Source organism: Candidatus Cloacimonas sp. (genome assembly GCA_035403355.1).
GTDB lineage: Bacteria > Cloacimonadota > Cloacimonadia > Cloacimonadales > Cloacimonadaceae > Cloacimonas.
On sequence record DAONFA010000032.1, the window covers coordinates 1 to 26,751 of the forward strand.

Below are 26,751 nucleotides of genomic sequence, written 5' to 3' on the forward strand. Positions count from 1 at the left end.
ACGATGAGGACATCGTTCTTCCGAAAAGGGGAACGATGAGGACATCGTTCTTCCGGAGGGTTGACCTCCTGGTCAACCACTTCTTACGCTTGTTTCGTTACAGTAAGATAAGAAATAAAGAAAAAGCCCGGTTGCCAGTGGAACGATGAGGACATCGTTCTTCCGGAAAAAAAGGAGATAGAAATAGCGATGAAAGCCATCAAATTAAGAGAAAATGTATATTGGGTTGGAGCCATTGACTGGGATTTGCGTAATTTTCACGGTTACTTAACTCAAAAAGGCAGCTCTTATAATGCTTATCTGATTATTGATGATAAAATTACCCTCATTGATAATGTGAAGAGTTATCTTTATGAAGAAATGATAGCCCGGATAAGCGATATTATAGACCCTTCCAAGATTGATATCCTCATTCAAAATCATTCGGAGATGGATCATAGCGGCGGTTTACCGGAACTCTTAAAACTAATTCCCGCAGCGGAACTTTACGCCAATGCCAATGGTATCAAATGCTTGAAACGGCATTTTAAACAGGACTGGAACTTTAGAGAAATTAAAAGCGGCGATACCCTCAAAATCGGGAAAAGGACTTTAACTTTTTTAACAACTCCGATGGTGCATTGGCCTGATAATCAATTTACTTATTGTCCGGAGGAGAAAATCCTGTTTTCCAACGATGGTTTCGGTCAGCATATTGCCTCAAATGAACGCTTTGCCAAAGACATTCCTTCGGGAATCGTTCTGGAAGAAGCAAAAAAGTATTATGCCAATATTGTTCTGCCCTATTCTAAACAGGTTCAGAAAGTTTTGGAAGCAGCCGGAAAATGGGATATAAATATGATTTGTCCCAGTCATGGCGTTATCTGGACAGCAGAAAATATTCCCGTTATTCTTTCTGCATACCATAATTGGGCACATAATATAGCAGATAGGCATAGAGCTTTAATTATTTACGATACGATGTGGAAATCTACTCAAAAAATTGCCTACACTATTGCCTCTGCTTTTGAAGAAGAAGGTATTAACGCTCAGATGTTAAATTTGCAGACCAATCATATTTCGGATATTATGACTGCGGTGCTGGATGCCAAATTTATTGCAGTTGGCTCTCCCACTTTAAACAGTTCCATATTACCTACAGTAGCTGCTTTTCTTTATTATTTGAAAGGACTTTCCCCGCGCAATAAAATTGGACTTGCCTTTGGAAGTTACGGTTGGGGTGGGCAAAGCATTCCTATTATTCACCAGCTTTTAGGAGACCCCAAAGAATGTGGTTTTACAATGCTGGAACCGATTCAGGTGCAATATATTCCCGATTCGGAAGAACTAAATCTAATAAAAAACAATTTACGCCAACAAATAAAGACCTGCAGGGAGGAACAATGATCAGCAAGAAAATGGAAACAGCCATCAATGAGCAAATAAACAAAGAGCTCTATTCCGAATACCTTTACTTAAGTATGCAGGCATTTTTTGCCGCTCAAAACCTGGATGGCTTTGCCAATTGGATGAATGTGCAATGCCAAGAAGAACACTTTCATTCTATGAAATTCTTTACCTATCTGATAGACCGCGGAGGCAAAGTAGAGTTGCAAGCCATTGCTCAGCCGGAAGTTAATTTTGAAAATCCGCTGAATGCCTTTACCGCCGTTTTAAAGCATGAGCAGTTTGTAACCCAAAGTATCAATAACCTTATGGATTTAGCTATCCAGGAAAAGGATTTTGCCACGAAGGGTTTATTGGATTGGTATGTTAATGAACAAGTGGAAGAAGAAGCATCCGCTGAGAAGATTGTGCGCCGTTTGCATTTTATCGGTAATGATCCACAAGCTATCTTAGCTCTGGATAGCGAGCTGGGGAAAAGAGTTTTTACGCCTCCTGTCGTAACCCAATAAGTTAACTACGCAGGGCTGATTTGTCTGCCCGCGTTATTTTAATTCACAGGATAAAAAAGGAGATAATATGCAATCCTGGAAAGAAGAAGACCTTTATGCCAGAGTTTTTTATAATGCTTTAGTGGCTATGGAAATTACTGATACGAAGGGTAATATTATCCTTGTTAATCCTGCCTGGTGCGATTCCTTAGGTTGGACAAGTAACGAAGCCAAATCCTTAAATGTTCAAGATATAATCCCTGCTGAAGAGCAACAGAATTGTGCCCGGGAAATTGATAAATTAGCCAGCGGAACTGTTTCCAATATGCGTAAAGAGCGTCGCTATAAACGCAAGGATGGCACCTATTTTTGGACTGATCTATACAGCTCTGTCCTCTTTGATGATTCAGGAAAAGTAACGGGTATTCTGGATATCTTTGTTAATATAGATATGCAGGTTATTTCCGAAAAAGTGCAAGGCGAACTGTTTCAAAGCTTGGAAAATATGAACAGAGAACTAACGGATGCCAATATGAACCTGAATCGCAAGGCAAAGTATGATTCTTTAACCGGGCTCTATAACCGCTGGGTAATGGAAGAAATGCTGCTTAAAGAAAGCATTCGCTATGTAGATATCCAACGCGGTTTTGCGGTTGCTATGACTGATATAGATGATTTTAAAAAGGTGAACGATACTTATGGACACGATTGCGGCGATAAAGTTTTGGTTAAACTAACGCAAACCTTTATGCAGAAAATAAGAATAGCAGATTCCGTATGCCGTTGGGGAGGTGAAGAATTTTTATTTCTTTTCCCCGATACTACTGAAGCAGGAGCAATGATAGTTGTAGAGCGCATTCGGAAAAGCGTGGAAGAAATGACCATTGACTATAAGGGGAATGCCATTAAAGTAACCATTACCATCGGTATTTGTTATTATGATGATCATAATCATCCTGACAGCAAGGAACTTGTAAAACAGGCAGACCAGGCATTATATGAAGGAAAAACAAGCGGGAAAAATAAGGTGGTGCTGTTTCAAGAGGGATAGCGGGATGGCGAAATAGCGAGTAGCGAGATAGCGAGATAGCGAGATGGCGAGTAGCGAGATGGCGAGATGGCGAGATGGCGAGATGGCGAGATAGCGAGATGGCGAGTAGCGAGATAGCGAGATGGCGAGATGGAATGGGGGTTAGAGATAATGAAAAAGCTCGGTTGCCAGGGGAACGATGAGGACATCGTTCTTCCGGAATTACGATACCCTCTTTTTCTCTTTTCTCTTTTCTCTTTTCCTCTTTTTCTCTTTGTAAAAAAATCTTCGGTGTTTTCGGTGTCCTCGGTGGCTAAAATAAACTATCTCACCATCTCACTACATTCTCAATTCTCAATTTACTCTCTTTTCATCTTTGTAAAAAAAATTCTTCGGTGTTTTCGGTGTCCTCGGTGGCTAAAATAATCTCTCGTTTCTTGTTATCCTCATTGTTTTTCAGTGTGCCCGCTGTAAACCTCATCCCCCAAGAAAGCAATTGACACAAAAACAACAATTCGCAAGTTGTCCTTCACAGGATAAAAAAATCGGGAGAATATAAATGAAGACAAATTCACGCAGCTGGCAGCCAACTCTTACCTTAGCCAGATTATTTGAAGAGCAGGATCAATTTTATGATGCTCTGGCTGCTTATGAGCTAATGTGTAACAATGATTCATCGCCCGCATTACGGGAAAAGATAGAAGACCTGCATTTGCGTATATTAAATGATCCGAATGGCAGTTATGACCCTCGTCTGGAACAGCTTTTTTCTCCGGAAGAGCTTGCTTATCTAAAAATTCTGCATCATCAGGGTTTTGCTAATTTGGCTAAAGCGCGGGAAAAGCTTATAGATGGAATGCAGGGTTCAGAAATTGATTTCAGTGAAGTTATGCCGGATGAAGTTTTAGCAGATGATTCCGAGCTGGAAGCACTAATCAAAATGTTGGAGGAGATTGAACAGCAGGCACAGCTAAATTTAATTTCCGAAGGCAGTAATATTGGTGAATACACTGTTCAAGACCTCCTGATTGCTATTCTCGCTAAATTTGATAAAAGCCAAAAAATCAGCGATGTTAAGCTGAGTGATCTGGTAACGCTATTTCTGGAGATGCAAAACCTGAAATCCCAACCCTGATGAAACAAAAAGACCCCGGGGACTTCAATTCTCTTTGCGTAAGCTGCTACAGGGATTGCAAACAAAAAGCTTTTACCTTAATTATTGCCTGTCCCTATTACGATCCTTATCCTGTGCAATTGGAATTGAAATTCAAAGGACTGCGTAAAAAGCTGAAGAATAAGTGATTTCCCGGCTATAGCGTAACGGGATTCCTGTTTGCCCAGGTAGGGCAATTATGTGAATAATTTTCTAATAGAGGGATGAAACCAAAATGCGTATTATAACGGGTATTTATAAGGGACGTAATCTTTTTTTAGTGCCTGGTATGAGCACCAGACCTACCACTTCCTTCAATCGGGAAGTAATCTTCAGTGTTCTTCAAGATTATGAAGGTTGCAGGGTTTTAGACCTTTTTGCCGGAACAGGTTCTTTAGGTTTGGAGGCACTTTCACAAGGTGCCAAGTGGGTGGATTTTGTAGAATTTGCCCCGGCTGCCATCAATACTATTTTAAAGAATATAGCTCTATTAGGGTGTTCCGAGAGCTGTCATCTCTGGCGAAAAAAAGTGGATGCCTATTTGAAGACCTGCGATACTAAATACGACATCATTTTCCTTGATCCGCCTTATGAAAAGAATTTAATTAACCCTGCTTTGAAATGTATCTATGAGAAGTCCCTCCTGAACGAAGAAGGCATTATTATTGCAGAGCATTCACCGCGGGAAATTATCGCAGAGGATTTTCTGCCTTATATTACCAAGGAAAAAAACAATAAGAGAACCCATTTTACCTGGTTGAGAGCAATGCAGGAGGAAGGGTGAATTTTTCCCCCAAGAAAATATTCCTTTCTTGGTGGGGATATGCTTCTTGTATCAATCCCGTATCGTTCCGGTATCGCGATATGGGAACGATACGGGAATCTTCTTAACTGCATAGCGGAAACAATGAGGTAATGAAAACCAGGCATTATTGTTGCTGAAAAAATATCGGTAAGGGGAAAAAAATGCAAGAGATGGTCAACTTTCCGGATGAACTAATTAAAATGCAAGAGATGATTGACCGGGAGTTCAGCATTATGATGTCCCCCTTAGGGCTTTAAAACCCTCTCCACCCTCTAAACCTTCTATTCCATTAATCCTTTTTTTACTCTGCAACTAATACTACCCTGCTTTTAAAAATTGGGAAATCTGAAAGAAAACTTTTCCTTGACATTCCTATTTTGTTTTTTTTTAGGGTTAAGTAAGAATATCTGAGTTAGAAGGAAGAACACATAATGGAAATAATCACAGAAGCACTCAAGTTTCCCTCTGATTGTAACATTATTTTAGGTCAAAGCCATTTTATTAAAACAGTGGAAGACCTCTATGAAGCCCTTGTTACCAGTGTTCCGGGAATCAAATTTGGTTTAGCTTTTTGTGAATCCTCGGGTCCTTGTTTAGTTCGTAAAGAAGGAACGGATAATGAACTGATAGAGATAGCGGTGGAAAATATGTTTCGTTTGGGTGCCGGGCACAGTTTTTTGATTATTATGCGTAATGCTTTCCCTATCAATATTATGCAAGCGCTGAAGGACTGTCGGGAAGTGGTGAATATTTTTTGTGCTACAGCCAATCCGGTAGAGGTGATTTTAGCTCAGACAGAGCAGGGAAGTGGAATTTTAGGCGTTATAGATGGTTTTTCACCTAAGGGCATAGAACTGGATACCGATATCACACATCGGAAAAAATTCCTTTTGGATATTGGCTATAAACGTTAAGAATAATGATTCGTACTTTTATAGCCCTGGAATTACCTAAGCCCTTGAAAAGTGAACTGGGAAGTGTAATTAACAAATATGCTAAAGCAACTCCACCTTTTGTAAATTGGGTAAAACCGGAAAATTTGCATCTAACCCTGCTTTTTATTGGAGATGTTCAACCACAGGAAATTAGGGTTATAGAAGAAGTTCTGGAAAAGGAATGGGAAGGTCTTTCCCCCTTCAGTTTTTGTGCCGAGGGCTTGGAATTTTTTCCCGCAATTAATCCCCATCTTTTATGGCTGAAGCTTTCCAGCGAAAGCGACGGGATTTTCAAACTAAACAGACGCCTGCTGAAAGAGCTTTCTACCCGAGGCATTGAAGCAGATAAAAAACCTATGAAATTACACATCACTCTGGCACGGCTGAAAGCATCGCTGTCACCTGCCTTGGAAAGAGAAATAATGAGTAGTAAAATAACTTCGGAACCTCTGGATTTTGACTGTCTTTGCCTGTTTAAAAGCCAATTGTATCCTGAAGGTCCGCAATATACGATATTAAATAAATATAACTTAAATGAACAGCCGGAGGATTAATGCTGGATAAAAACAAAGATGCTGCCTTAAAAACAGCAATTTCGCAACTGGAAAAAAAATACGGTGTCGGAACTTTAATGCGCCTGGGAGATAAACCTCAGCAGGTGGTTGATGTAATTTCCACCGGAGCTCTCAATTTGGATATCGCCTTAGGAATAGGAGGAATTCCCAAAGGCAGAATAACGGAAATTTACGGTGCTGAAGCATCCGGTAAAACAACTTTGGCTTTACACATAGCGGCAGAATGTCAAAAACAGGGTGGAACAGTTGCCTTTATTGATGTGGAACATGCCCTTGACCCGCTTTATGCTAAACACTTAGGGGTAATTACAGACGACCTTTTGCTTTCTCAACCCGATGGAGGTGAACAGGCACTGGAAATAACGGAAACCCTGGTCCGCAGTTCTGCCGTTGACTTAATTATTATTGATTCGGTAGCTGCCCTGGTTCCCAAACAGGAAATTGAAGGTCAAATGGGAGATAGCCATGTAGGTTTACAAGCACGATTGATGAGCCAGGCATTGCGTAAATTAACTGCCATCGTTTCCAAAAGCAATACGGCAGTTATTTTTATCAATCAAACCAGAATGAAAATCGGTGCGGGACCCTATATGAATCCGGAAACAACAACCGGAGGAGTTGCTTTAAAATTCTATTCTTCCGTGCGCCTGGAAGTTCGCCATGGAGCTAATATTAAAGATGTGGGCTCCGATTCACAGGTTATCGGAGCACGCACTAAAGTGAAGATTGTGAAAAACAAATTCGCTCCTCCTTTTAAAACTGTGGAATTCCCCATTATTTTTGGTCAGGGTATCTCCAAACTGGATATTATTATTGATATGGCTGTTCAGCGCGATATAATTAAGAAAAGCGGTTCCTGGTTTTCTTACAACGACCTTAAACTGGCTCAGGGAGTTGATAAAACCAAGCTTTATTTAACTGAAAATCCCAAACTGCTGGAAGAGATTGAAACCAACTTGAGGGAAAAATTGAACCCTGAGGACTTTAACCTTACTTCTGATGATAATGAATCTGAAGATCTTGAAGAAAGCTGAAAACGCTAAAAATTCTGTAGTAATTATAGACAGTAAAGTGAGGGGGATTCTTGCCGATAGAATCCTCCTTCCTTTTTTCCCGATTCCTTTTACCGGTGAAATTAGCGAGGAACAAGGCAAAGAACTGCTTTCCCTTGTGGAAAATAACGCCCGCCGGCAACTGCTGAAATATATTGCGGATAGAGAACATAACTCCCTGGAATGCAAACAATTCCTTGCCCGGAAACAATATCCGCCCGAAATGATTGAAGCCCTGCTTAAAGAATTCCAAACCAAAAAATATATAGACGATGAACGCTATGTGCAAATCCTGATTAGTTCCCTGCTGGAAAGAAAAAAAAGCAAACGGGCAATAGGACAGAAACTGAAAGAAACCCGTCTGCCAACGGATTTATGGGTAGAAAAACTAAACGCAATCTGCAATCCGGAAGAAGAAAAAGAAAACCTGCAGGAACAAATGACAATCCTGCAATTGCGCTATCACGATTTGCCCCTTAACAAACAAAAAGAAAAGGTCTTTGCTGCCCTCTATCGTAAAGGTTTTGATTTGGATGCTATTCACAGCGCCTGGCAGGAAAGAAAGTGACTGATTTCTGCTTACCCGGAAATTACAAAAACACAGAAATAAGATAGAAAATACAGAAATAACAGAAGGATAACGCACTTTCTCTAATATAACGGAGAAAGGGAATTCTACTGTAACTATTCTATTGTTTGGGTATAAAAATTGCTTCCCGTTAGGCAGAGATATGGGTTTTGTCCGTAACTATTATTAGTGAACAAATAGTTTCCGGATGATTTTATGCGATAGTGTGTGTGTTCAAACCGGGCGTAATATTTTTGCTTACTCCGGTTGTGTTTATCCCTTAACAAGTATAACTAAACTCAAGGAGAAGGTTATGAAACGCTTATTTTTAGCTATTCTTGCCCTAATGCTGAGTATGGGAGGAATTCTTTCCGCTCAAACTTTGGTTACTATCGGAAGTGGAACTACAGTTAATACTACTTCAGGAGTTCCCACTCCCTACGGCACATATTATAAGAACTTTCATCAACAGTTTTTAGTTTTGGCATCCGAATTGAATGATGCCGGTGGAGGTGCCGGTAATATCACTTCTATTGCCTTCAATGTCAGTGTATTAAATAATTGTAGTCCGATGCCGAACTACACAATTAAATTAAAAAGCACAACTCAAACTACCCTGAGCACTACTTTTGAAGTAGGGGATTATACAACTGTTTGGAACGCACCAGAATTTATGCCTGTAACGGGTTGGAATGTGCATACTTTCACTACTCCTTTTAATTGGGATGGTGCTTCCAACCTCATTGTGGATATTATTACTACTTTAATACCCGGAAATTATACACAGAATGCCTCTTGTTATTATTCTGCAACAACTTTCAATAGCTCTCTGCGTTATCAAAGTGATAGTGTTGATGCTTCTACATCCTTAACCGGAACAACTGCCCTAAACCGTTCCAATATGCAATTTATTATGGCTCCTCTTATAGTTACCAATCCTCCCAATCCGGCAATTTTGGTTTCTCCCGCCAATGGAGCTACCCTTGTTAATCCTGATGTAAATTTAAATTGGAATAGTGGTGGAGGTGCCCCTTCCGGTTTTAAGCTCTCTTTGGGAACCAATAATCCGCCTACAAACATATTGAACAATCAGAATTTGAACTTGCTTACAACTTATGACCCGCCTCAGGATTTTGATCTTAACACTACATACTACTGGAAGGTTACTCCCTATAATGCTATAGGAGATGCGATTAACTGCCCTGTCTGGAGTTTCACTACACACGGTGAGCCCATTGTAAATACCCTTCCCTATTACCAAAATTGGGATACAGTTACCCCACCGGATTTACCTTTTGATTGGACAAGTATCGTGCAGGCAACAGTAACTACTGCCTATGTTAATACTTTTGCTTCTACAACTTATGCTCACAGCCAACCAAACTGTATCCGTCTCTATAATTCTACAGATGCCAATGCTACCGTTATGCTGGTAGCTCCGGTTATTGGAGATGCTCTTGATCCTCATTCGGTAAGAATTAAATTCTGGGCTCGTTCCAGCAGTGCCGGCTATCCTCTTTCGGTAGGGGTTTTGGCTAATCAGACAGACCCGGCTACCTATCAGGAAGTTCAAAACATTGCTCTTACCATAACACTAACAGAATATGTGGTGGATTTAACTACCTACACTGGAACCGGACGCTTTGTTGCTTTCAAACATGGACTTGGGGGAACAAGCCGCACTTTGTATCTGGATGATATCAGCTTGGAACTGATAGCTCCTAACGATTTGGCAGCCCTTTCTGTAACCGGAAATGTTACTCCCAGTGTAGGCAATGCCTCAAACTATACGGTAACCGTTAAAAACTGGGGAACTGCTACCCAAAGTGCCTATATAGTTAAACTGATGAGTGGAGATACGGAATTGACAAGTGTTCCCGGACCAACCATTGCAGCTGGAGCAACTGCTTCCTCTACTGTTACCTGGACACCTACTGCGGAAGGACCGATGAGCATTTATGGCAAAGTAGTTCTTACCGGTGATGTAAATCCTGTTAACGATAATTCACCGGTTATGAATATTTCTGTTATGCCTCCAGGAGCCACTGTAATAACTATTGGCGAAGGCAATCTTGCTGAAGGTATCCCCTGGGAATTCTTCTACAAAAACAGTTTATTCCAAACCCTGTATTATCAGGATGAAATTGGAGTAATGGGAAATTTAACCGCGATTACTTTCTACAATAACTTTGTTACCAATTTAACTGATAAACCTGTAAAACTGTGGCTCGGAACAACTGATTTGGTTGATTTGAGTGCGGGTTGGATTTTGAATGATTTAACCCTGGTTTATGACGGCACTCTAAACTTTCCCAACGGAGAAAATGCAATAGTAGTTCCGCTGCAAACACCATATCTCTATACCGGTGGTAATCTTGTTCTCTATGCCAATAGACCTATGGATACACAGTATTTTAGCAGCAGTGATAATTTCAGAGCTCAAACAGTGGGTACTAACCGTGCTCGTAAACTTGTATCAGATACAGTTACTTATGATCCGCTGAATCCTTCTGCTGCAGGAACCCTTTCCGGAACTTTTCCCATGACTTCTTTAACCTTTGTGGTAACGGGAATGGGTTCTTTAAGCGGAACAGTAACCAGTAGCGGTTCTCCTGTTGCCGATGTTTTAATTCAAGTAAGTAATGCCAATTATTCCTACACCCGTATTACTTCTGCTACAGGAGAATACAATTTCCAGTATCTGCCTATTGGGAACTTCACTTTAACTGCTTCTAAACTTGGTTATGAAACACAAACAGTGAATGTAACCATTATTGAAAACCAAAATACGGTGCAGAACATTAGCTTAGTATCTTCCAGCACGGTATCTGTAAGTGGACATATTGTCGGTAGTGATCAACCCACAGTAGGAATTGCCAATGCTCATATATTTTTGGACGGACCTCTGGATTATGAAGGCACTTCCAATGCTAATGGAGATTTTACTATCCCCGGTGTCCTATCCGGAAACACCTATACCTATACTCTTCAGGCAGTTGGTTATGCAGATTTGACAGGAACCGTGGTAGTTGGCTCCACAAGTGTAAATATGGGAACCCTGGTTATGAGTGAATTTGCCCAAGCTCCAGTGCAAATACTGGCAGTGGAAAATACTGCTCAAACCCAGGTTACACTTACTTGGCGTCCTCCCGGATCAACAGGAACCGGAGCTGGTTTGGAAGATTTTGAAATTGATGATGGTGGTTGGGTTCCTTCTTCCAACTGGACAAATCCTTTAGGTGATTTTGAATGGACTAATACTTATGATGTAGCAAACTGGTCACCTACTTATACTGGAGCAAATGTTACACCACCTCCTGCAGCTCATTCCGGAACAGGGATGTGGGGAACTAAGATAAATACGAACTACAATAATTCCGGTGGCTTCAATTATTTGACTAAGACCTTCAATCTAAGTATGATAACCAATGCCCAGCTAAGTTTTTGGAGCTGGGAAAATGTATTCGGCAATTTTGACTATTGTCAGGTTTCTGTTAACGGAACATTGGTTTGGGGTCCTTCTTGGGATTATACAGGAACCCAATGGAGGCAACGAGTTATAGACCTTTCCGCTTATAGCGGTATGGCTGAAGTAACAATTCAGTTTCAGATGTGGGCAACAACAACAGTTAACTATGCCGGTTGGTATATAGATGATGTTTATGTAGGAACCGCTCAAACTACTTTTGCCAAATCGTCTTTACCTACTATGCCTCCTGCTTTAAAAGGTTTAAGTGAAATAGAAGCAGCTAAAGTAGCCAATGCACTTGCTTTACAAGAACCTCAAAGAACAATTCAGAGTAGTGATTATAGCAGAACTGATAACCGTGTTCTATATGGTTACAAGGTTTGGCGGTTTATTTCCGGTAACGAAACTAATGAAGATAGCTGGATTTCGCTAACTACCAATACAATAACCGATACAACCTTTATTGATACTTCCTGGGGAACTTTACCGGACGGAAATTACCGCTGGGCTGTGAAAGGTGTTTATTCTAATAACTTACTTGGTCCTGCTGGCTTTTCCAATCGGATGCTTATCCTGAGAAATGATATGGCAGCCAATACTATAACTGGTTCGCTTACTCCTACGGCAGGTACTTCCTCTACCTATACAATTGGAATTAAGAATGTGGGAACTCAAGCAAAGCCAGCAGGCAGCTACACAGTAAAACTGATGAGTGGAGATGCCGAACTGGCAAGTGTTCCCGGTCCTGCCATCAATCCTAATCAGGTTTTGGATGTAGAAGTTAACTGGACTCCTTCAGAACAGGGTGCAATGGTTCTCTACGGTAAAGTATTCTTAACTGGAGATACAAATAGTGCCAATGACCAAACCCCTAACTTAAGTATCCTGGTAAATCCTTCCGGGGTCTTTATGATTACGATTGGCACAGGCGGTCAGTTTGCCCGTATGCCTGTAGATATGTATTATAGAAACAGTATTTATGAAGGGCTTTACTATCCTTCCGAAATGAGTAACTTTATGGGTCAGATTACCGGTATTCAGTTCTATAATAACTTCTATACCGATCTGCCCAATATGCCTACAAAGGTCTGGATTGGAACTACCACTTTAACTTCGTTGGCTAATGCCTGGATTCCAATTTCAGAATTAACTCTTGTTTTTGACGGGAATATCAACTACCCTGTCGGGGATAATGTTATCACTATTCCTTTTACTACTCCCTATCTGTATTTGAACTTAGAAAACCTGGTAATCTTTGTGCAACGACCTTATGAAACTGTATATCACAATAGCAGTGATGATTTTCAGGCACAAACGGATGCAACGAATACTGGCCGTTCCCGTCGTTTGTATCATGATACTACTGTTTATGACCCCACAAATCTTCCTACCGATGGAACTGTTTCCGGTCAATTTCCCAAGACCACTTTAATCGTGATTCCTGGAGGAGTGGGACATTTGGATGGTACTGTTGTTGCTACCGGAAATATTCCTTTACAAGGAGTAGCCGTCAATATTCCTACTACTACTTATAGCACGGTTACAGACGCTTCGGGTCATTATCACATTGCCAATATCCTTCCGAATAATTATGCTGTGCAATTCAGCAAGTTCGGCTACATTACTCAAAGCATCAATGTAACTATTGAAGAAGATGAAACCGAAATATTGAATGTAACAATGCAACCAATGCCTATGGTCTCTGTAACCGGAACTGTTTTAGCCAGCGATACCGGAACTGGAATTGCCGGTGCATCAATATACCTGGTTGGTTATCAAAATTATGAGACAACCAGCTCTGCTACCGGAACTTTCAGTTTTCCCGCTGTGTATGCCAATCAGGAATATGCATACACAATTATGGCAACCGGTTATACAGCTGCCACGGGAACAGTGAATGTAGGAGCAACGAACTTTAATATGGGCAGCATCACTATCAATGAAGTTGCCTATGCACCTTTTGGAGTTGTTGCTGCTTTAAATGATACTTATACTGAAGTAAATCTTACCTGGCAGGCACCTGATCCTACAGCAGTAGATGTAACTGAAGGTTTTGAAGGAACTGCATTTCCGCCTTTGCAATGGACTCAAATCATCAATAATACAGGAACGGAAGTTATTCCCGGGGTTTTACCAACCTGGTGTAGATTTGGAACTGTGAATGCAGGAGGAAATCCTGTAAATCCACCGGAAGGAAATTATCAAGCCGGTTTGTGGTGGACTTATACTCATCAGGATGAATGGTTAATTACTCCTACTTTCAATTGTCCTCCAGCAGCTCATCTTAGTGTAGATGCCTATATTTATCGGGGCTCTGTTTATAACGATCATTATTACATCAAGGTCTCTACCGATAATGGCACAAATTGGACTGTTTTGTATGATGCTACTACAGCAACCGGGGGCTGGAATTACTACGCCACTCCAATTACTTTGAATATGGATTTATACGGAGGACAGCAAATCAAAATTGCCTTTGAGGCAGACGATCCTCCTTCAAATGATGGACTCTGGTATTCCTGGTTTATAGATGATCTTTTTATTGGTAGTGCAGTTGATATGGTAAAATTTGACAGTTCAGAACTGATTGCTGCATCTTCCCAAACTGCTTTAACAAAGAATGCTGTTGCTAATATTATTGCTCCAAGCCCTTCTCGTGCAGCTATTAATGGCAATAGAGAAATTATTCCTGCCCTAAAAGATAAGGTTACAGCTCCAGCTCGTTCCGACAGAACTTTACAGGGTTACAAGGTCTGGCGTTTGATTAGCGGAAATGAAACAATACCTGATACCTGGACTCCTCTAAACACTCAATTGATAACTAACCTGGCAGCAGTTGATTCTGCCTGGACCGCACTTCCCAATGGAAGTTACCGTTGGGCTGTGAGAGCCGTTTATACTGCCAATGTCGTTTCAGTTCCTTCTTTTTCCAATATCCTTGTAAAAGAAACGCAGATGGGAAATATTGTCGGTTTTGTGCGTAAACAGAACAATCAGCCCATTCAGGGTGCAACTGTAACCGCTGCAGGGGTTTCGGCAACTACTAATTCCGTTGGAGCTTATTCTCTTGCTCTGGCAATTGGAACTTACAGCGTAACCGCTTCAGCAACAGGTTATCAGCCCAGAACATTTGACGGGGTTGTTGTCTTGCCCAATCAAAACACTACCTTGAACTTTGTGTTGGAACCGGTTGCTAACGAAGATGAATATTTACCGGCAGTAGTTACAGAACTGAAAGGAAATTATCCTAATCCTTTCAATCCCGAAACAACTATTTCCTATTCCATTGTGGATAGATGTAAAGTGCGTTTGGAGGTTTATAACCTAAAAGGACAACGGGTTAGAACATTGGTGGACGCTGAAAAAACAAACGGACATTATACCGTTGTTTTCAATGCCAGAGACGATAAAGGCAATGCCCTTTCTTCGGGTATCTATTTCTATCGCTTGCAGGCAGGAAACTATGTTTCCACGCGTAAAATGCTGCTGATGGAATAGGCACAATCGGCTAAATAAACCTTATATAAATAAAGGGGACGGAAGTTATTTCCTCCCCTTTTTGTATCTATAATGAATTCTGTTTGCCAGGAAAGGATAGTGTTTTTGGCATTGTTATAATGCTATCTTTTGTGGCTTTGATGTTGTTCATCATTCCACAATTAGTGCCTAATCAAAATAAGCATTGGATTTAACCAATAAACTTCATTTTCCGCTTGACTATAAATCCCGATTTGGATATATGGAATTCTGATTTTGAATATTGAAGGGTTTTAACTGCAGTATTTTTTTCTTTCGCTTGTATATAATAAATGTATAATCTACATCTAAAAGAAGGAGATTTAATTATGAAAGTAGGGAAACAAATTGTCCTGATGATGGTTGCGCTAATGCTGATGAGTTGCGCAACCGCCAAAGATGTTATGCTTGACCCTTATGGAACAAATCCTGTGGTTGAGGTAGTTAAAAATGTGCGTGAAGCAGTAGTTCAAATTAGGGTAGAAGCAAAAGTGACGGTACAGAATTATGCTAATCCATTTTTCAATGATCCTTTTTTCCGTCAATTCTTCGATTTCCCTCAGGAGCAGACCCGTCCCATCGTTTCTTTAGGTAGCGGTTTTATTTATGAATATAATCCCAATACCCGCGAAGCGTTTATTTTAACCAATAACCATGTAGTGGAATCAGGTAGAGAAGGAACAATTACAGTTACGATGGCTGATAAAGTAGTTTATACAGCATCGGTAGTTGGTTTAGACCCTAATACCGATGTAGCTGTAATTAAGATAGTTGTGAAGGAAAAGGAGAAAGTTACTGTTGCCCCTTTGGGTGATTCCGATAAGCTGCAAATAGGAGAATGGGCAATTGCCATAGGTAATCCTTTTAGCGAAGGATTGGATAGAACAGTTACCCTGGGAGTTATTTCTGCAACCAGCAGAGCCAATCTTAATTTGGGTAATAATTCTCCTCTTTATCAGGATTTTATTCAGACCGATGCTGCCATCAACAGTGGTAATAGCGGAGGTCCTTTACTAAATATTAAAGGAGAAGTTATCGGCATCAATTCTGCTATGGCAAGCACCAATGGAGGCAATGTGGGAATCGGTTTTGCCATTCCGATCAATCTTGCCAAGAGAGTTGTGGAAGATCTTGTTGCCAGCGGAAAAGTTACGCGCGCCTATATTGGAATTCTGGCTCAGGAAATAACCCCGGATATTATGGATTCTTACGGTTTGAGCGAAGTTGCCGGAGTTCTTGTGGCTAAAGTGGAAAAGGATTCTCCAGCCGAAAAAGCGGGACTTCAAATTGAAGATATTATTCTGGAAATTAACGGACAGAAAGTTTCCAGTGTTCCCAAATTCCGGATCGCCATTGCTACAGCTAAAGTTGGACAGGATATAACCTTAAAAATCTTGCGCAATAAAAAAGAAATGACCGTGAAAGTAAACCTGGAAGCATATCCTGAAGATACCATAGCCGCAACGGATTCCACAAAAGGCACTCTGGCTACAGGAATTACTGTGGAAGGAATTGATAGCGCTATTGCCAAACGCCTGAATATAAAAAGCGATAAAGGAGTTGTGGTAACAAAAGTAGAACCGAATTCTGCCGCCGCCAAATCGGGATTGAAAGTGGGTTATGTAATCCTGAAAATTGAAGGAAACGAAGTAAACAGCCCGAAGGAATTTAACACCGAACTGGAAAAAGCCAAAACAAATATGGAAAAGGAAAATAGAAAGACCATCCGCCTCTATGTGTTGGATACAAATAATCAACCTCTTATCCTCATCCTAAAATTTGAGTAACACTCTTTAAGCGAATAAATATAAGTGGAAGGTTCCGTAACCTTCCACTTTTGTTTTCTTCCGGAACAAGTAATTTACCGCTTTGTTAATTGGATTTCAGAATTCGCCTTCTGCATATAGAAAAAGGGTATTATCAAACCCAAATAATGCAGTAGTGACTCCTTTACTTGTTTGTTATTTTCCCAATTTTTTGGTTGCATTGTCCATTGTTACATATCCTCGGAACCCGAAATTTTTTCAATAACCCTCCAATATGACTCCCGTATCGTTCTCATATCGCGATATGGGAACGATACGGGAATCTCATCCGCCGCATATCGCAAAAAAACAGGAATTGATTAACAAATATTTAGTAGCAGAAAAAGAATAAAATCACCAGAGATTTTTTTTATCGCTTTCTGGTGTTATATACATTCATAGTGAAATGTATATAAGCTATTTGAGGTATAAGATTTTAGCGGAAAACGCGCTATCCCCGCTTTGCACCTTCCAGAAATAAACTCCGGAGCTCACTTGTTTGCCGTTGTTATCTTTTCCGTTCCAGTTTATGGTGTAATTTCCCTGAGGAATCAATTCCTTTTGCCAGGTTTTAACTAACTGCCCTTTCAGGTTCAGAATAGCGATATCCGCCTGGCAATTTTTAGCTGCTGTAAGTGACAGACAAGTTGTTTTATTAAAGGGATTGGGGTAAGAAGTAAATTTTAGTGCTGCGGCAGGCGTTGTTTCATCCTGAACAGCCGTTCCTGAATGTTGCAAAAGCAAAGTTCCATTTACTTTAACAGCATTCCGATGGTGATGAGAATTATCTATAAATGCATACCAGTCCGCACCGCAAGGAATACTGAAAATTCCTGATGCTGAGTTTGCAGGACCTAAATGGTTATATCCTGAGCCAAAACTATCCAGTTGCCAAAAGAGGATATTATCGCTATCCATTACCAGATAAGCAACTTCTCCAGGTGACTGCACATATTTATAGTGCAGAGGTCTCACACCCAGCGAATAGATATCGTCAAATAAAGTAAGCCCGGTAATGTAATATCCGTCACTATTAAAAGTGGCGCTAAAGCGGTAGTCCTCAAGAGGATCAGCTGGAGGTGGTAATTCAGTTAAGGCAGGAACCGGCATAACTGAAGGAATTGTTAATATATACTGATAGGTTTCCCCGGCAACGGAATTAGTGATTAACTGAGTGTAAGTTCCCGCAATTTCGGGAAATAAGCCAAAATTGGTTTCAACTCGGGCACGAAAGTTTCTATCTTCTCCCACAACGAAAGTGGCAATTCCATTATTATCGGTATATTGTTCGCAATCAAAGCGGCTGCTGTCCACTAAAATTGCCAGAATTACTCTTGCTCCATCAACGGGCTGTAAATTGGCATCGGTAACTTGGATAACAATATTAGCAACACCTTCAGAATATCTATTGGTTACAGGAGTTAACAATCCGTCGGAACGAATATCAAAAACAGTGCCAAAGTCATAACCCCAGCCGTTTTCATAAACCAAAGGATTATCAATATAACCGTTCACAGGTTCCCAGGCAACCCAATATTCGTCCCAAAATTCATTCCAAGTGTGGTCTAAAGATAAGGATAAAACACTGGCACAGGGAATTAGAGCCAAACGCGCTACGGCGGAAGTTAAATCAGCATATTCTCCACAGCGTCCGATATGTTTAGTGATAATCCTCACCGGTTGATGAGGTCTTTCATTATTGGAAGTAAAGCTCATTAGTTGATTTATCCACCACTGAATTGTGCGTATAGCATCATTGCCGGTTCCGTCACGATTGAAAAGTGTCTGACATTGCATTAAAGTGTCCCGGAGCACGGGATAATCTCCTTCCTGAAGATTGTATAAATATCCGCGCCAGAATTTGCCCGTGGGAGGAGGAGCAATGTTATTGTTGTGCGAAGAATTGTTTTCTATAACAACCGGATTGATGTAAGCAGGAATTTCATCTGTTATCTTGAGATGAACGATAGACCAGTAGTAAAGTTCTCTGGGAACAGTAACTTGTTGCATTTCACCGGAAGCATCTTTCTTCCAGTAACGGGTTGTGGAATAATAATCTCCTCCGCTGAGGGCGTTTCCGGAATCTATAATTTCCACATAAGGCAGCTCCAGAGCAATGGAATAAAGCAATTGAGCATTCTCCGTAAAAAGCTCCGGTAAGGCATACTCGGAATTTAAATACTGCGGAGAAGAATTGGCAATGCAGAAAGATATCTCATCCACATAAGGGTCTTGCGTGTTAAGAATCAAATTTGCCCAAAGGGTTTGTTTATCAGTTTCCAGTTCTGCCAAAACGGATGCCAGCTCTGTCTGTAACCATTCGGGAGCTTTGTAAACAGCTTGAAATGCAGTTTCGGAAAGACATCCAGGAGCTCCAAAGGGCTGCCCGCTCAAAGAAAAATCCATAAACTGCATACCATATTGCCCTTTTGCCGGCAGCCGAAAGCGCAAATCCAATTCCTCTAAAGTATCCCAGTCCCGAGCTGCAGAAAATTCTTCAGCTGCTGCTACGGGTTCTTTTATAATTAATGATTCCACGGGAGTAGAAATGGAAGTTACTTCATCCGAAACCGGAATTTCACTAACGGTTAACCCTCTATCCGTAGCAAAAAGGGTTACGCTGATTAGCACCAAGAAGATAACTGAAAGGTTTTTCATCGCTTTATCCTTAATTTTTTTTTCTTAATAACCTCAGCACGCCCTTCCTACGCATTTTTTATCTTTGTAATAATATACTTGCACAGCTTTGGCAAGCTCCGATTACCCAATTTCCATATACAATGGCAGCACTAATGAAAATTTCTCGCTACCCGAAAGCCCAGATTGTTGCCTTTAAAATTGGGAGCAAAACCTCCGCGCGCAGTGATGGAACAAGCATCAATTTCACTATTAAAACTGCCCCCTCGGGCAATGCGATAAACACCTTTTTCAGAACCTTTGGGATGGAACATTTTTTCTCTGTAGTATTGGCTGTAATAATCCCAGCACCATTCATAAACATTACCGCTAAGGTCATATAAGCCATATTGATTGGGAGTTTTGGTTCCTGCAGGATGAGTTTTATTTTCACTGTTGCGGATATTCCAGGAGACCTCGGATACATCGTTACTGCCTGCAAATTGTAATTTATTCAAAATATCTCCACCCCGGGCAGCATATTCCCATTCTGCTTCGGTAGGTAAACGATAACCGGAGGCATTCCAATCACAGGTAACAATATAACGCAAAGTATCCAAATTGCTTAGATTATCCGGATCGGGCTTGGTCTTATCAATTTTATAACAGGGAGTTAAACCGCTACGGGAACTAAGGTTATTACAGAATTGCACCGCTTCATAAAAAGATACATTGGTAACGGGTAAATTGTCACCTTTATTTTCAGAAGGGTTATAGCCCATAACTTCTGTCCATAATTTCTGTCCGATTTCCGTTTTGCTCATCATAAAAGGGGGAAGCTGAACTTCATGCCGGGGGCGTTCATCTTCATTACGATTGAGAAAATGGGTTCCCATCTGAAAAGTTCCCCCTGAAATATAGAACAAGCCATCCGAAATATCGGAAAAATTGTCTGTAGTGAGAGTGATTTTCGTGGTCTCACGATTGTAAACTTTAATGTCTTTTCGGTAGTAACTGTTTCGGTAAATTGCTTCTGCGGTGTATGTTCCTGCCTGAACGGAGACATATTTTTGGGCTTTTTTTGCCTCCACTTTGCCATAGAACTTACCCCCTAAAAAAAAATCAACGGTATAAGGGCTTTGAATAATCAAAATACCGTTGCCGGTTGTGACCTTATTTGTGGGTGGGGGCAAGGGAGAAAAAGTATTTATTTCTGTTGCCTTATTATCTTTAGGCATATTTTGCTGATTGGGATAAGCTGGTTCTTGCTCAGGAATTGCTTTGGGCTCTTCTATGTAAGTATCGGGAGCATCAAAATCCAGCATCAGAACTTGATTTTTAACCACCCGAACTCTCCGGATAATTGTATCCCGGGGATTTTTAAGCATAAGTTCATGCTCACCCACAGGAATATCTTTAACGATTGCCTGATCGCCGGCAAATAAACTCTGCCGGAGTTCACTATCAACATACAAATCGCCCCCGAAAGAGGTTTTCACTTTTACACTTCCATATTCTTGAGGCACAATCGGTTTTGGCTCTTGCGGAACTGGAGGTGGAGAATAAGGAGCAATCGGAGTAATGGGCTCCGCTTTAACAAAGAAAAAATCCTGCCTCAAAGTTCCCGTGCTGTAAGGAATTTGCTTTTCCTGCGTTTTAATGGCTACATCATTGGTTATTTTTTGAATGAAGTCCGTAATTTTAATACCAGGTGTTTTAATGTTGGAAAGCAGGGATTCCGTGAAAGGACTGTTTCTGCCCTCTCCATCAGCCGCAGTTTTTCCTTGTCCCGTAGCAAAAATTACACATTGCGAACCGGCGGAAACTGTCATCGGAGCTAAACCGCTTCTAATGGAACGCGAAAAAGAAAAGGGATTATCTCTGCAGGCATCTAAAATCACAATGCTGACCCCGGCTCTGCTAAGTTCCTCCAAAAGCATTGAAGTATCATAAGAAAGATAAGCGCAACGCGTTGCTGAGACAATATATTCATTCACCGGAATAAGATAATTCTTGCCTTCAATTTGAGCGGCATGACCACTGAAAAAAAAGACCACTTCATCAGAAGGAGTAAGCGTAGTAACAAAATCGCCTATTGCATTGTAAAAACCCTCACGATTAAGATCGGTATGTAATGTAACGCTAAAACCTATCTCTTTCAGAACATTATATACATCCGTAGCATCATTTACGGAATTACGCAAAACCTGCTCCTGATAATTGGCATTGCCAATTACTAATGCCTTGCGCATACCCCCTAAGGGACTCAAGCAGATAATAAGCAGCAGAACTGATACTGCATATTTCATAACCACCTCCTTTGTTAAAGTGGTTCTGCTATAATATCTCTGATAATATTATAGTCGGAATTCCGTTGTAAGCAAATTGACCTTCTAATTAGCAAATTAGCTTCGCCTACAACATTTTCCAGCTCTTATACAACTGGGAGCAATGCTATTTATTCTTAAAAAATTGTCAATGAAAAAGTTAAAAGTTTGAAAAAACAAAAGGGCAAGAAGACATTGGGTTCTTTGATGCTTTATGCTTCCTTTCTATATCAGTTCTTGCAATATCGCCAACGCTTCTTTCTTTGCACCAATACCATTTTCCGCTACAGGACCCACGCAGGCAGGACAGCCGTTTTCACAACTGCAACCCTTAATTCTATCCATCCCTGCATACAAAAGTTGACTATGCAATTCATACAATTTCCGGCTGAGACCTATTCCCCCGGGAAAATTATCATAAATAACAATTACCGGATTGCCAAGTGCCAGGGGTGATTTATCTTCACTATGCACTCCCAAATCCTGAGGGGCACACATTACAAAAAAGGGTGCCAAATTACCCAGCAGATAAGCCAAGGCAGATAAACCGCTTTGAATATGCACTCTTGCTTCTGCTAAACGATGACAGCGTGGGCACAAAGTAACAAGATTATTTGGCTCATTTGCTTCGTCAGGTTCTTCAAAACGCCGAAAAGGAATTATATGATGAACTTCCAAATCCTCTGTAGCTCCACAATTCCGGCAATGATAATTATCTCGCTGAAGAATTTGTTCACATCTTTCTTTCCATTTATTACCGTAATCATTTTTATCGTTATTCCACAAACCCTGCTCACGGATTCTTTCCACCGTCTCTTCCGAAAGGGAAATCCAATATGCCTTGGTCTGCATAATTTCGGGTGGCAGGTCAAGTTCCTCCTGATCCAAAACTTCCATTGTCCAAAACCGCAAGCGTTTAAAGCCGGTTATAGTTTTGGTAACTGTCACTTCCCCAAAGTGTTTTCTGCCTCCGGTAACATTTTCTAAGCGCAATAACTTGTTCAAGGCAATTTCAGTGAATTGGGTCGCCTGCGTGTAATAATTTACCTGAACGGGCTCTAAAATCACTTTCTTCTGCTCTGCATTCAGTTCTTTAACTACCCAGGTTTCACCCTGATGAAGATAAATGGCATTAGGATGTGTCATCCATTTTACACTTCCGGAATCTACCCAACCGACTAATTCGTCATCTGCCAGAATTTGAAATTGATTTCCCGCATTGCGTAAAGAAACATCCCCAGCAGGATATTTTCCGCTCAAACCAATATAGCGGTTACCGATATGTTTTATTAAACCCTCATCTATAAGGGCAAAGAGGTGACCTTGAATTTCAGCGAAACTTAAAGCACCGAAATTTTCGCCATCTTTCAAAGCCATCTCACTGATAGCGCAAAGCAGTTGCAGGCGTAAAATTTCGCTGTTATCGGGGTCTATTAATGCCTGTTCCGGGTTGTTAGCAAAAATATATTCGGGATGCTGACAAATATACTGGTCTAAAGGATTTCCGCTTGCTTCCAAAATACAAAGAGACGGATTTCCTTTTCTACCTGCTCTACCGGCTTCTTGTCTGGTGGCACAAATTGTTCCGGGATAGCCATTTAAAAGGATAGCATCCAGACCTCCGATATCAATTCCCAGCTCTAATGCATTGGTAGAAATAACTAAACCGATTTTACCAGTACGCAAATCATTTTCCACTTTTCTGCGTTCTTCAGCTAAATAACCGCTTCGGTAACTACGGATTTTATCTGCCAATTTCTGATCACTGGTTAAATAACGAAAAATGAGTTCCACGCTGCGTCGGCTACCGGTAAAAAGAAGTGCCTGTAAATTTGTTTGTAATAAACCTTTGGCAATACTGCTAATTTCTTGGGTAGCACTTCTCCGGATGCCTAAAGCGGGCTCAATAACAGGGGGATTGCAAATATAAAAATGCCTTTCTCCTTTAGGAGAGCCATCTTTATCTATCAACACAACCGGCTCTTCAATAAGGGTTTCAGCAAGTTCACGCGCATTGGCTAAAGTAGCGGAAGTAAAAATAAACTGCGGTTTTTGACCATAAACAGCAGTTATGCGTTTCAAACGCCTGATTACATTTGCCGTATGCGAACCGAAAACCCCCCTGTAAATATGCACTTCATCAATTATCACATAAGCTAAACGAGAGAAAAATGTACTCCACAAAGTATGATTCGGTAAAATACCCAAATGCAACATATCAGGATTGGTAAAAAGAATATTTGCCTGTTTACGCAGTTTTCCCCGTAAATCCGTTGCTGTATCGCCATCGTAAATACCATTTATAATTGCAGGTATAGCAGAATTTTGTCTGTTCAGCTCTTTGCAAAGGGTCTGCATTTTCTGTGCCTGATCCTGTGCCAATGCCTTTGCAGGAAAAAGAAGTAAAGCCCTGCTTTGCGGATTTTGCACTATCTTGTTTAAGATAACTGATTGATAAACCAAACTTTTCCCGCTGGCAACCCCGGCACTTACAACTACATTTTTCCCTGCTAAAAGAGCTTTAATTGCCTCTGCCTGATGAATATAAAGCTTTTCTATTCCACTGTTTATCAGTAAATTCTGCACCGGAGGTAAAAGACCCTCAGGATACAAATCTGTTTGCGCAGCTTTAGCGGATTCTATGTTTTCAGCTACAATTGTGGAAGCAAAACGCTTTTCCTGCTTAAAAGCTCTGATAAAGTCCTCAATTTGTGTCTGTTGTTGTTTCACTGCTATCTTTTTTCCCAAGTTCCTTTTGCATATACCTAATTTTCACTGTGGCAGTAAAGGTCAAGGATAAGTTTTTCGGATGGCTGATGTCTCCGTCAACCATAAAAAACGATAAAATCTTTCACTAACATTAATTCTGTTTTGATGTATGTTTCTGTAAAAGCTTGGTTCTCGCCATTATTTACCTATTGCCTCCAGTTTAGTTAACCATTCGTTAAAATGCGGGCATCTTTTTCGTATTAGAGATAGCTCTATATTCGGGGTTACTTGGCTTGTAGCAAACACTTTATTATATTCAGGAATAAATCTTTTAATTCTTTTGGACGGAGCAGTGGCTGCTCCATTATTAATTTCTTCAGGTTCCATTCCGGCAATGGATTTAATCAATTTTTGTATTTTGGAACTGTTATTTATATATGCCAAAGAGAGTTTTTGGGGTTCACACAAAATAATTGTTTCAAATTCATAAAGTTGAATATAGGGAATAACCCTATTGTCGTTGAGGTCTTTACTAATTGCTTCTTCCAGGATTTTCACTTGTTGAATACCTGTAGTTGCTTGTTTTGCTATATTATAAGCTGGAAATGAAGAAGGCAAACCGTATAAATCAATAAAAGTGGAAAACCTTTCTTGAGAAGAAGTAAATTGATTTAAGGCAACACAAATCTCCCGTTTGAATTTAATGTAGCTTCCCAAGCCACCTTTATATTTTCTACCGGTTTTTATATCAAAACTTGTTTGCACACATCTGCAATCCGTAAATATATTAAAGTTAAGCAGATAGGGTGCTATAACCTGATTAACAAAAACTTCTTCTGATTGCCCTTCCACAAACAAATGTAAATTCATTATGGTCTTCCCCCCAAAACATTCTTATCCCAGAGTTCAGCTAAGGTATATTTTTTTAACCAGACCCTCAATTCTTTTTCACTTAGCTGTTTAATTACGCTATATTTTTTCTGCCTGTCTCGTTCAACAACCATTATGCTGTCCGGCTTAAAATGATTTAGCAACTGAGCAGATTGTGTAGCCAGAAAAACCTGACAATAGGGACTGATGGTATGAACCATTCCTGCCAAAGCTGTTATGGCAGCAGGATGTAAACCCAGTTCCGGTTCATCTATAAAAATTACGGAAGGTCTTGTTTCTTCCGGCTGCAGTAAAAGAGTTGTTAATGCTATAAATCTGAGAGTGCCGTCAGAAAGCTGATGCGGACCGAAAAGATAATCGGAATTCGTTTCATACCAGTTCAGCATAATCATATTTTCATTTAGCCGTAAAGGTTGCAATTCAAAATCTCCAAATTGGGGAAATATTGCCCTAATTTGATTAACTATTCTATCATAGTATTGAGGTTCTTTTTGTTTTATGGAATATAAAAAGGCGGCAAGATTTCCTCCCTCGCTTTTTAACCCTTTATTGTCCATTATATAACCTGCTTGCCTGATCCGGGATTCCTTGGAAGTATCACTGAACTGAAAAACCCGCCAATTATGAATTAACATATCAATATTTTTAGCTACATCACTAAAATCCTTCCTTAAGCTTGATTTTCCTGCCTCATCTACAGGTAACTTATTGGTATCCAATGTGTTTACTTTCCCGTCTTGTTCTATAATATATATTGGCTTTTCAATGAATAAGTTGTCAGGTAATTTATAACTGACTTTTGCTAAATAAGTTATATTCTCAAGTTTGCTTTTGTTACCCGTTTCAAATTCTATTTCAAATTCAATAAATTGAGTTTTTTTAGCGCTATAATATAAAATTATGTTAGCACCACCTTGCTGCTCAACATAACTATTAAATTCTGTTTCATTCATATAATTCAGCATATTGAAGAAAGATATAATATTGCTTTTGCCGGAACCGTTTGCTCCAATTAATAAGGTCTCGTCTTTAAACTCTAATGTTTGTTTTTCTCCAAAGGACTTAAATCCCTTAAGAGACATTCTTTTCAGCTTAATTCTGGGTTTAGCCATTATTACTCCTGTAGTTTAGCTGTTTAGCTGCTTATCGTTATAAATAATATATCCAGTTTCATTAAAAAAGGTATTCCAATTATTAGGATTCCGGTTTCTGCTCAATATATTCAAGTAGTCACCTTTTTTTAATTGTCAGTTTGCATAATTCAAATTGGGAAACAGTTCTGTAGATATAGATTTTTTTTAACATCCTCTGTTTCTATAGTAAAGAAACATTTTAATTCATCATCGTGTTCACTCTCTAAAATTAAAAAAGTGGTGGGTGATACTGGATTCGAACCAGTGACCTCTACGATGTGAACGTAGCGCTC

Annotated in this window: 17 protein-coding genes; 12 read left to right on the forward strand and 5 right to left on the reverse strand. The window is 40.2% G+C overall.

The features are described from left to right. Nucleotides 1-189 precede the first annotated feature (189 nt). From PLE33_07735 to PLE33_07790, 12 genes are all read left to right on the forward strand, one after another. Nucleotides 190-1,386: an FprA family A-type flavoprotein gene (locus PLE33_07735; GenBank protein ID HPS61135.1), complete on the forward strand. Its 1,197-nt coding sequence runs from the start codon at nt 190-192 to the stop codon at nt 1,384-1,386. After that, nucleotides 1,383-1,895: a ferritin gene (locus PLE33_07740; GenBank protein HPS61136.1), complete on the forward strand. Its 513-nt coding sequence runs from the start codon at nt 1,383-1,385 to the stop codon at nt 1,893-1,895. The genes PLE33_07735 and PLE33_07740 overlap by 4 nt, the downstream gene beginning before the upstream one ends. Before the next feature lie 67 nt (nt 1,896-1,962). Beyond that, nucleotides 1,963-2,925: a sensor domain-containing diguanylate cyclase gene (locus tag PLE33_07745; GenBank protein HPS61137.1), complete on the forward strand. Its 963-nt coding sequence runs from the start codon at nt 1,963-1,965 to the stop codon at nt 2,923-2,925. Between the two features lie 538 nt (nt 2,926-3,463). After that, complete coding sequence (locus tag PLE33_07750; GenBank protein HPS61138.1) at nt 3,464-4,039, forward strand: hypothetical protein; 576 nt, start codon at nt 3,464-3,466, stop codon at nt 4,037-4,039. Then, nucleotides 4,039-4,206, forward strand: coding sequence for a hypothetical protein (locus tag PLE33_07755; GenBank protein HPS61139.1), 168 nt, complete (start codon nt 4,039-4,041; stop codon nt 4,204-4,206). The genes PLE33_07750 and PLE33_07755 overlap by 1 nt, the downstream gene beginning before the upstream one ends. Nucleotides 4,207-4,292: 86 nt before the next feature. Beyond that, nucleotides 4,293-4,841 carry a 16S rRNA (guanine(966)-N(2))-methyltransferase RsmD gene (gene rsmD, locus PLE33_07760; GenBank protein HPS61140.1) on the forward strand — a complete coding sequence of 183 codons (549 nt, stop codon included), beginning with the start codon at nt 4,293-4,295 and terminating at the stop codon, nt 4,839-4,841. A gap of 452 nt (nt 4,842-5,293) precedes the next feature. Continuing rightward, nucleotides 5,294-5,776 carry an adenosine-specific kinase gene (locus PLE33_07765; GenBank protein ID HPS61141.1) on the forward strand — a complete coding sequence of 161 codons (483 nt, stop codon included), beginning with the start codon at nt 5,294-5,296 and terminating at the stop codon, nt 5,774-5,776. A gap of 5 nt (nt 5,777-5,781) precedes the next feature. Beyond that, nucleotides 5,782-6,351, forward strand: a complete 570-nt coding sequence (gene thpR, locus PLE33_07770) for an RNA 2',3'-cyclic phosphodiesterase (GenBank protein ID HPS61142.1) — start codon at nt 5,782-5,784, stop codon at nt 6,349-6,351. Next, the gene (gene recA / locus PLE33_07775; GenBank protein ID HPS61143.1) at nt 6,351-7,406 is read left to right on the forward strand and encodes a recombinase RecA; all 1,056 of its coding nucleotides are present in this window, start codon (nt 6,351-6,353) and stop codon (nt 7,404-7,406) included. The genes thpR and recA overlap by 1 nt, the downstream gene beginning before the upstream one ends. Next, the gene (locus PLE33_07780; GenBank protein ID HPS61144.1) at nt 7,378-7,992 is read left to right on the forward strand and encodes a regulatory protein RecX; all 615 of its coding nucleotides are present in this window, start codon (nt 7,378-7,380) and stop codon (nt 7,990-7,992) included. The genes recA and PLE33_07780 overlap by 29 nt, the downstream gene beginning before the upstream one ends. 313 nt (nt 7,993-8,305) lie before the next feature. Next, the gene (locus tag PLE33_07785; GenBank protein HPS61145.1) at nt 8,306-14,959 is read left to right on the forward strand and encodes a carboxypeptidase regulatory-like domain-containing protein; all 6,654 of its coding nucleotides are present in this window, start codon (nt 8,306-8,308) and stop codon (nt 14,957-14,959) included. A 347-nt stretch (nt 14,960-15,306) separates the two neighbouring features. Then, a complete protein-coding gene (locus PLE33_07790) occupies nt 15,307-16,764 on the forward strand; it encodes a Do family serine endopeptidase (protein ID HPS61146.1) in 1,458 nt (485 codons plus the stop codon). 435 nt (nt 16,765-17,199) lie between these two features. Here the strand turns inward: PLE33_07790 and PLE33_07795 are convergent, their stop codons facing one another. From PLE33_07795 to PLE33_07815, 5 genes are all read right to left on the reverse strand, one after another. Then, nucleotides 17,200-19,440 carry a FlgD immunoglobulin-like domain containing protein gene (locus PLE33_07795; protein HPS61147.1) on the reverse strand — a complete coding sequence of 747 codons (2,241 nt, stop codon included), beginning with the start codon at nt 19,438-19,440 and terminating at the stop codon, nt 17,200-17,202. Nucleotides 19,441-19,571: 131 nt separating this feature from the next. After that, nucleotides 19,572-21,707 carry an SUMF1/EgtB/PvdO family nonheme iron enzyme gene (locus tag PLE33_07800; protein ID HPS61148.1) on the reverse strand — a complete coding sequence of 712 codons (2,136 nt, stop codon included), beginning with the start codon at nt 21,705-21,707 and terminating at the stop codon, nt 19,572-19,574. Nucleotides 21,708-21,950: 243 nt separating this feature from the next. After that, complete coding sequence (locus PLE33_07805; GenBank protein HPS61149.1) at nt 21,951-24,455, reverse strand: DEAD/DEAH box helicase; 2,505 nt, start codon at nt 24,453-24,455, stop codon at nt 21,951-21,953. 177 nt (nt 24,456-24,632) lie between these two features. Beyond that, entirely contained in the window at nt 24,633-25,304 is a 672-nt protein-coding gene (locus tag PLE33_07810) for a DUF4276 family protein (protein HPS61150.1), read from the reverse strand. Next, entirely contained in the window at nt 25,304-26,437 is a 1,134-nt protein-coding gene (locus tag PLE33_07815) for an AAA family ATPase (protein ID HPS61151.1), read from the reverse strand. Before PLE33_07815 ends, PLE33_07810 begins: the two co-directional genes overlap by 1 nt. Between the last annotated feature and the right edge of the window lie 314 nt (nt 26,438-26,751).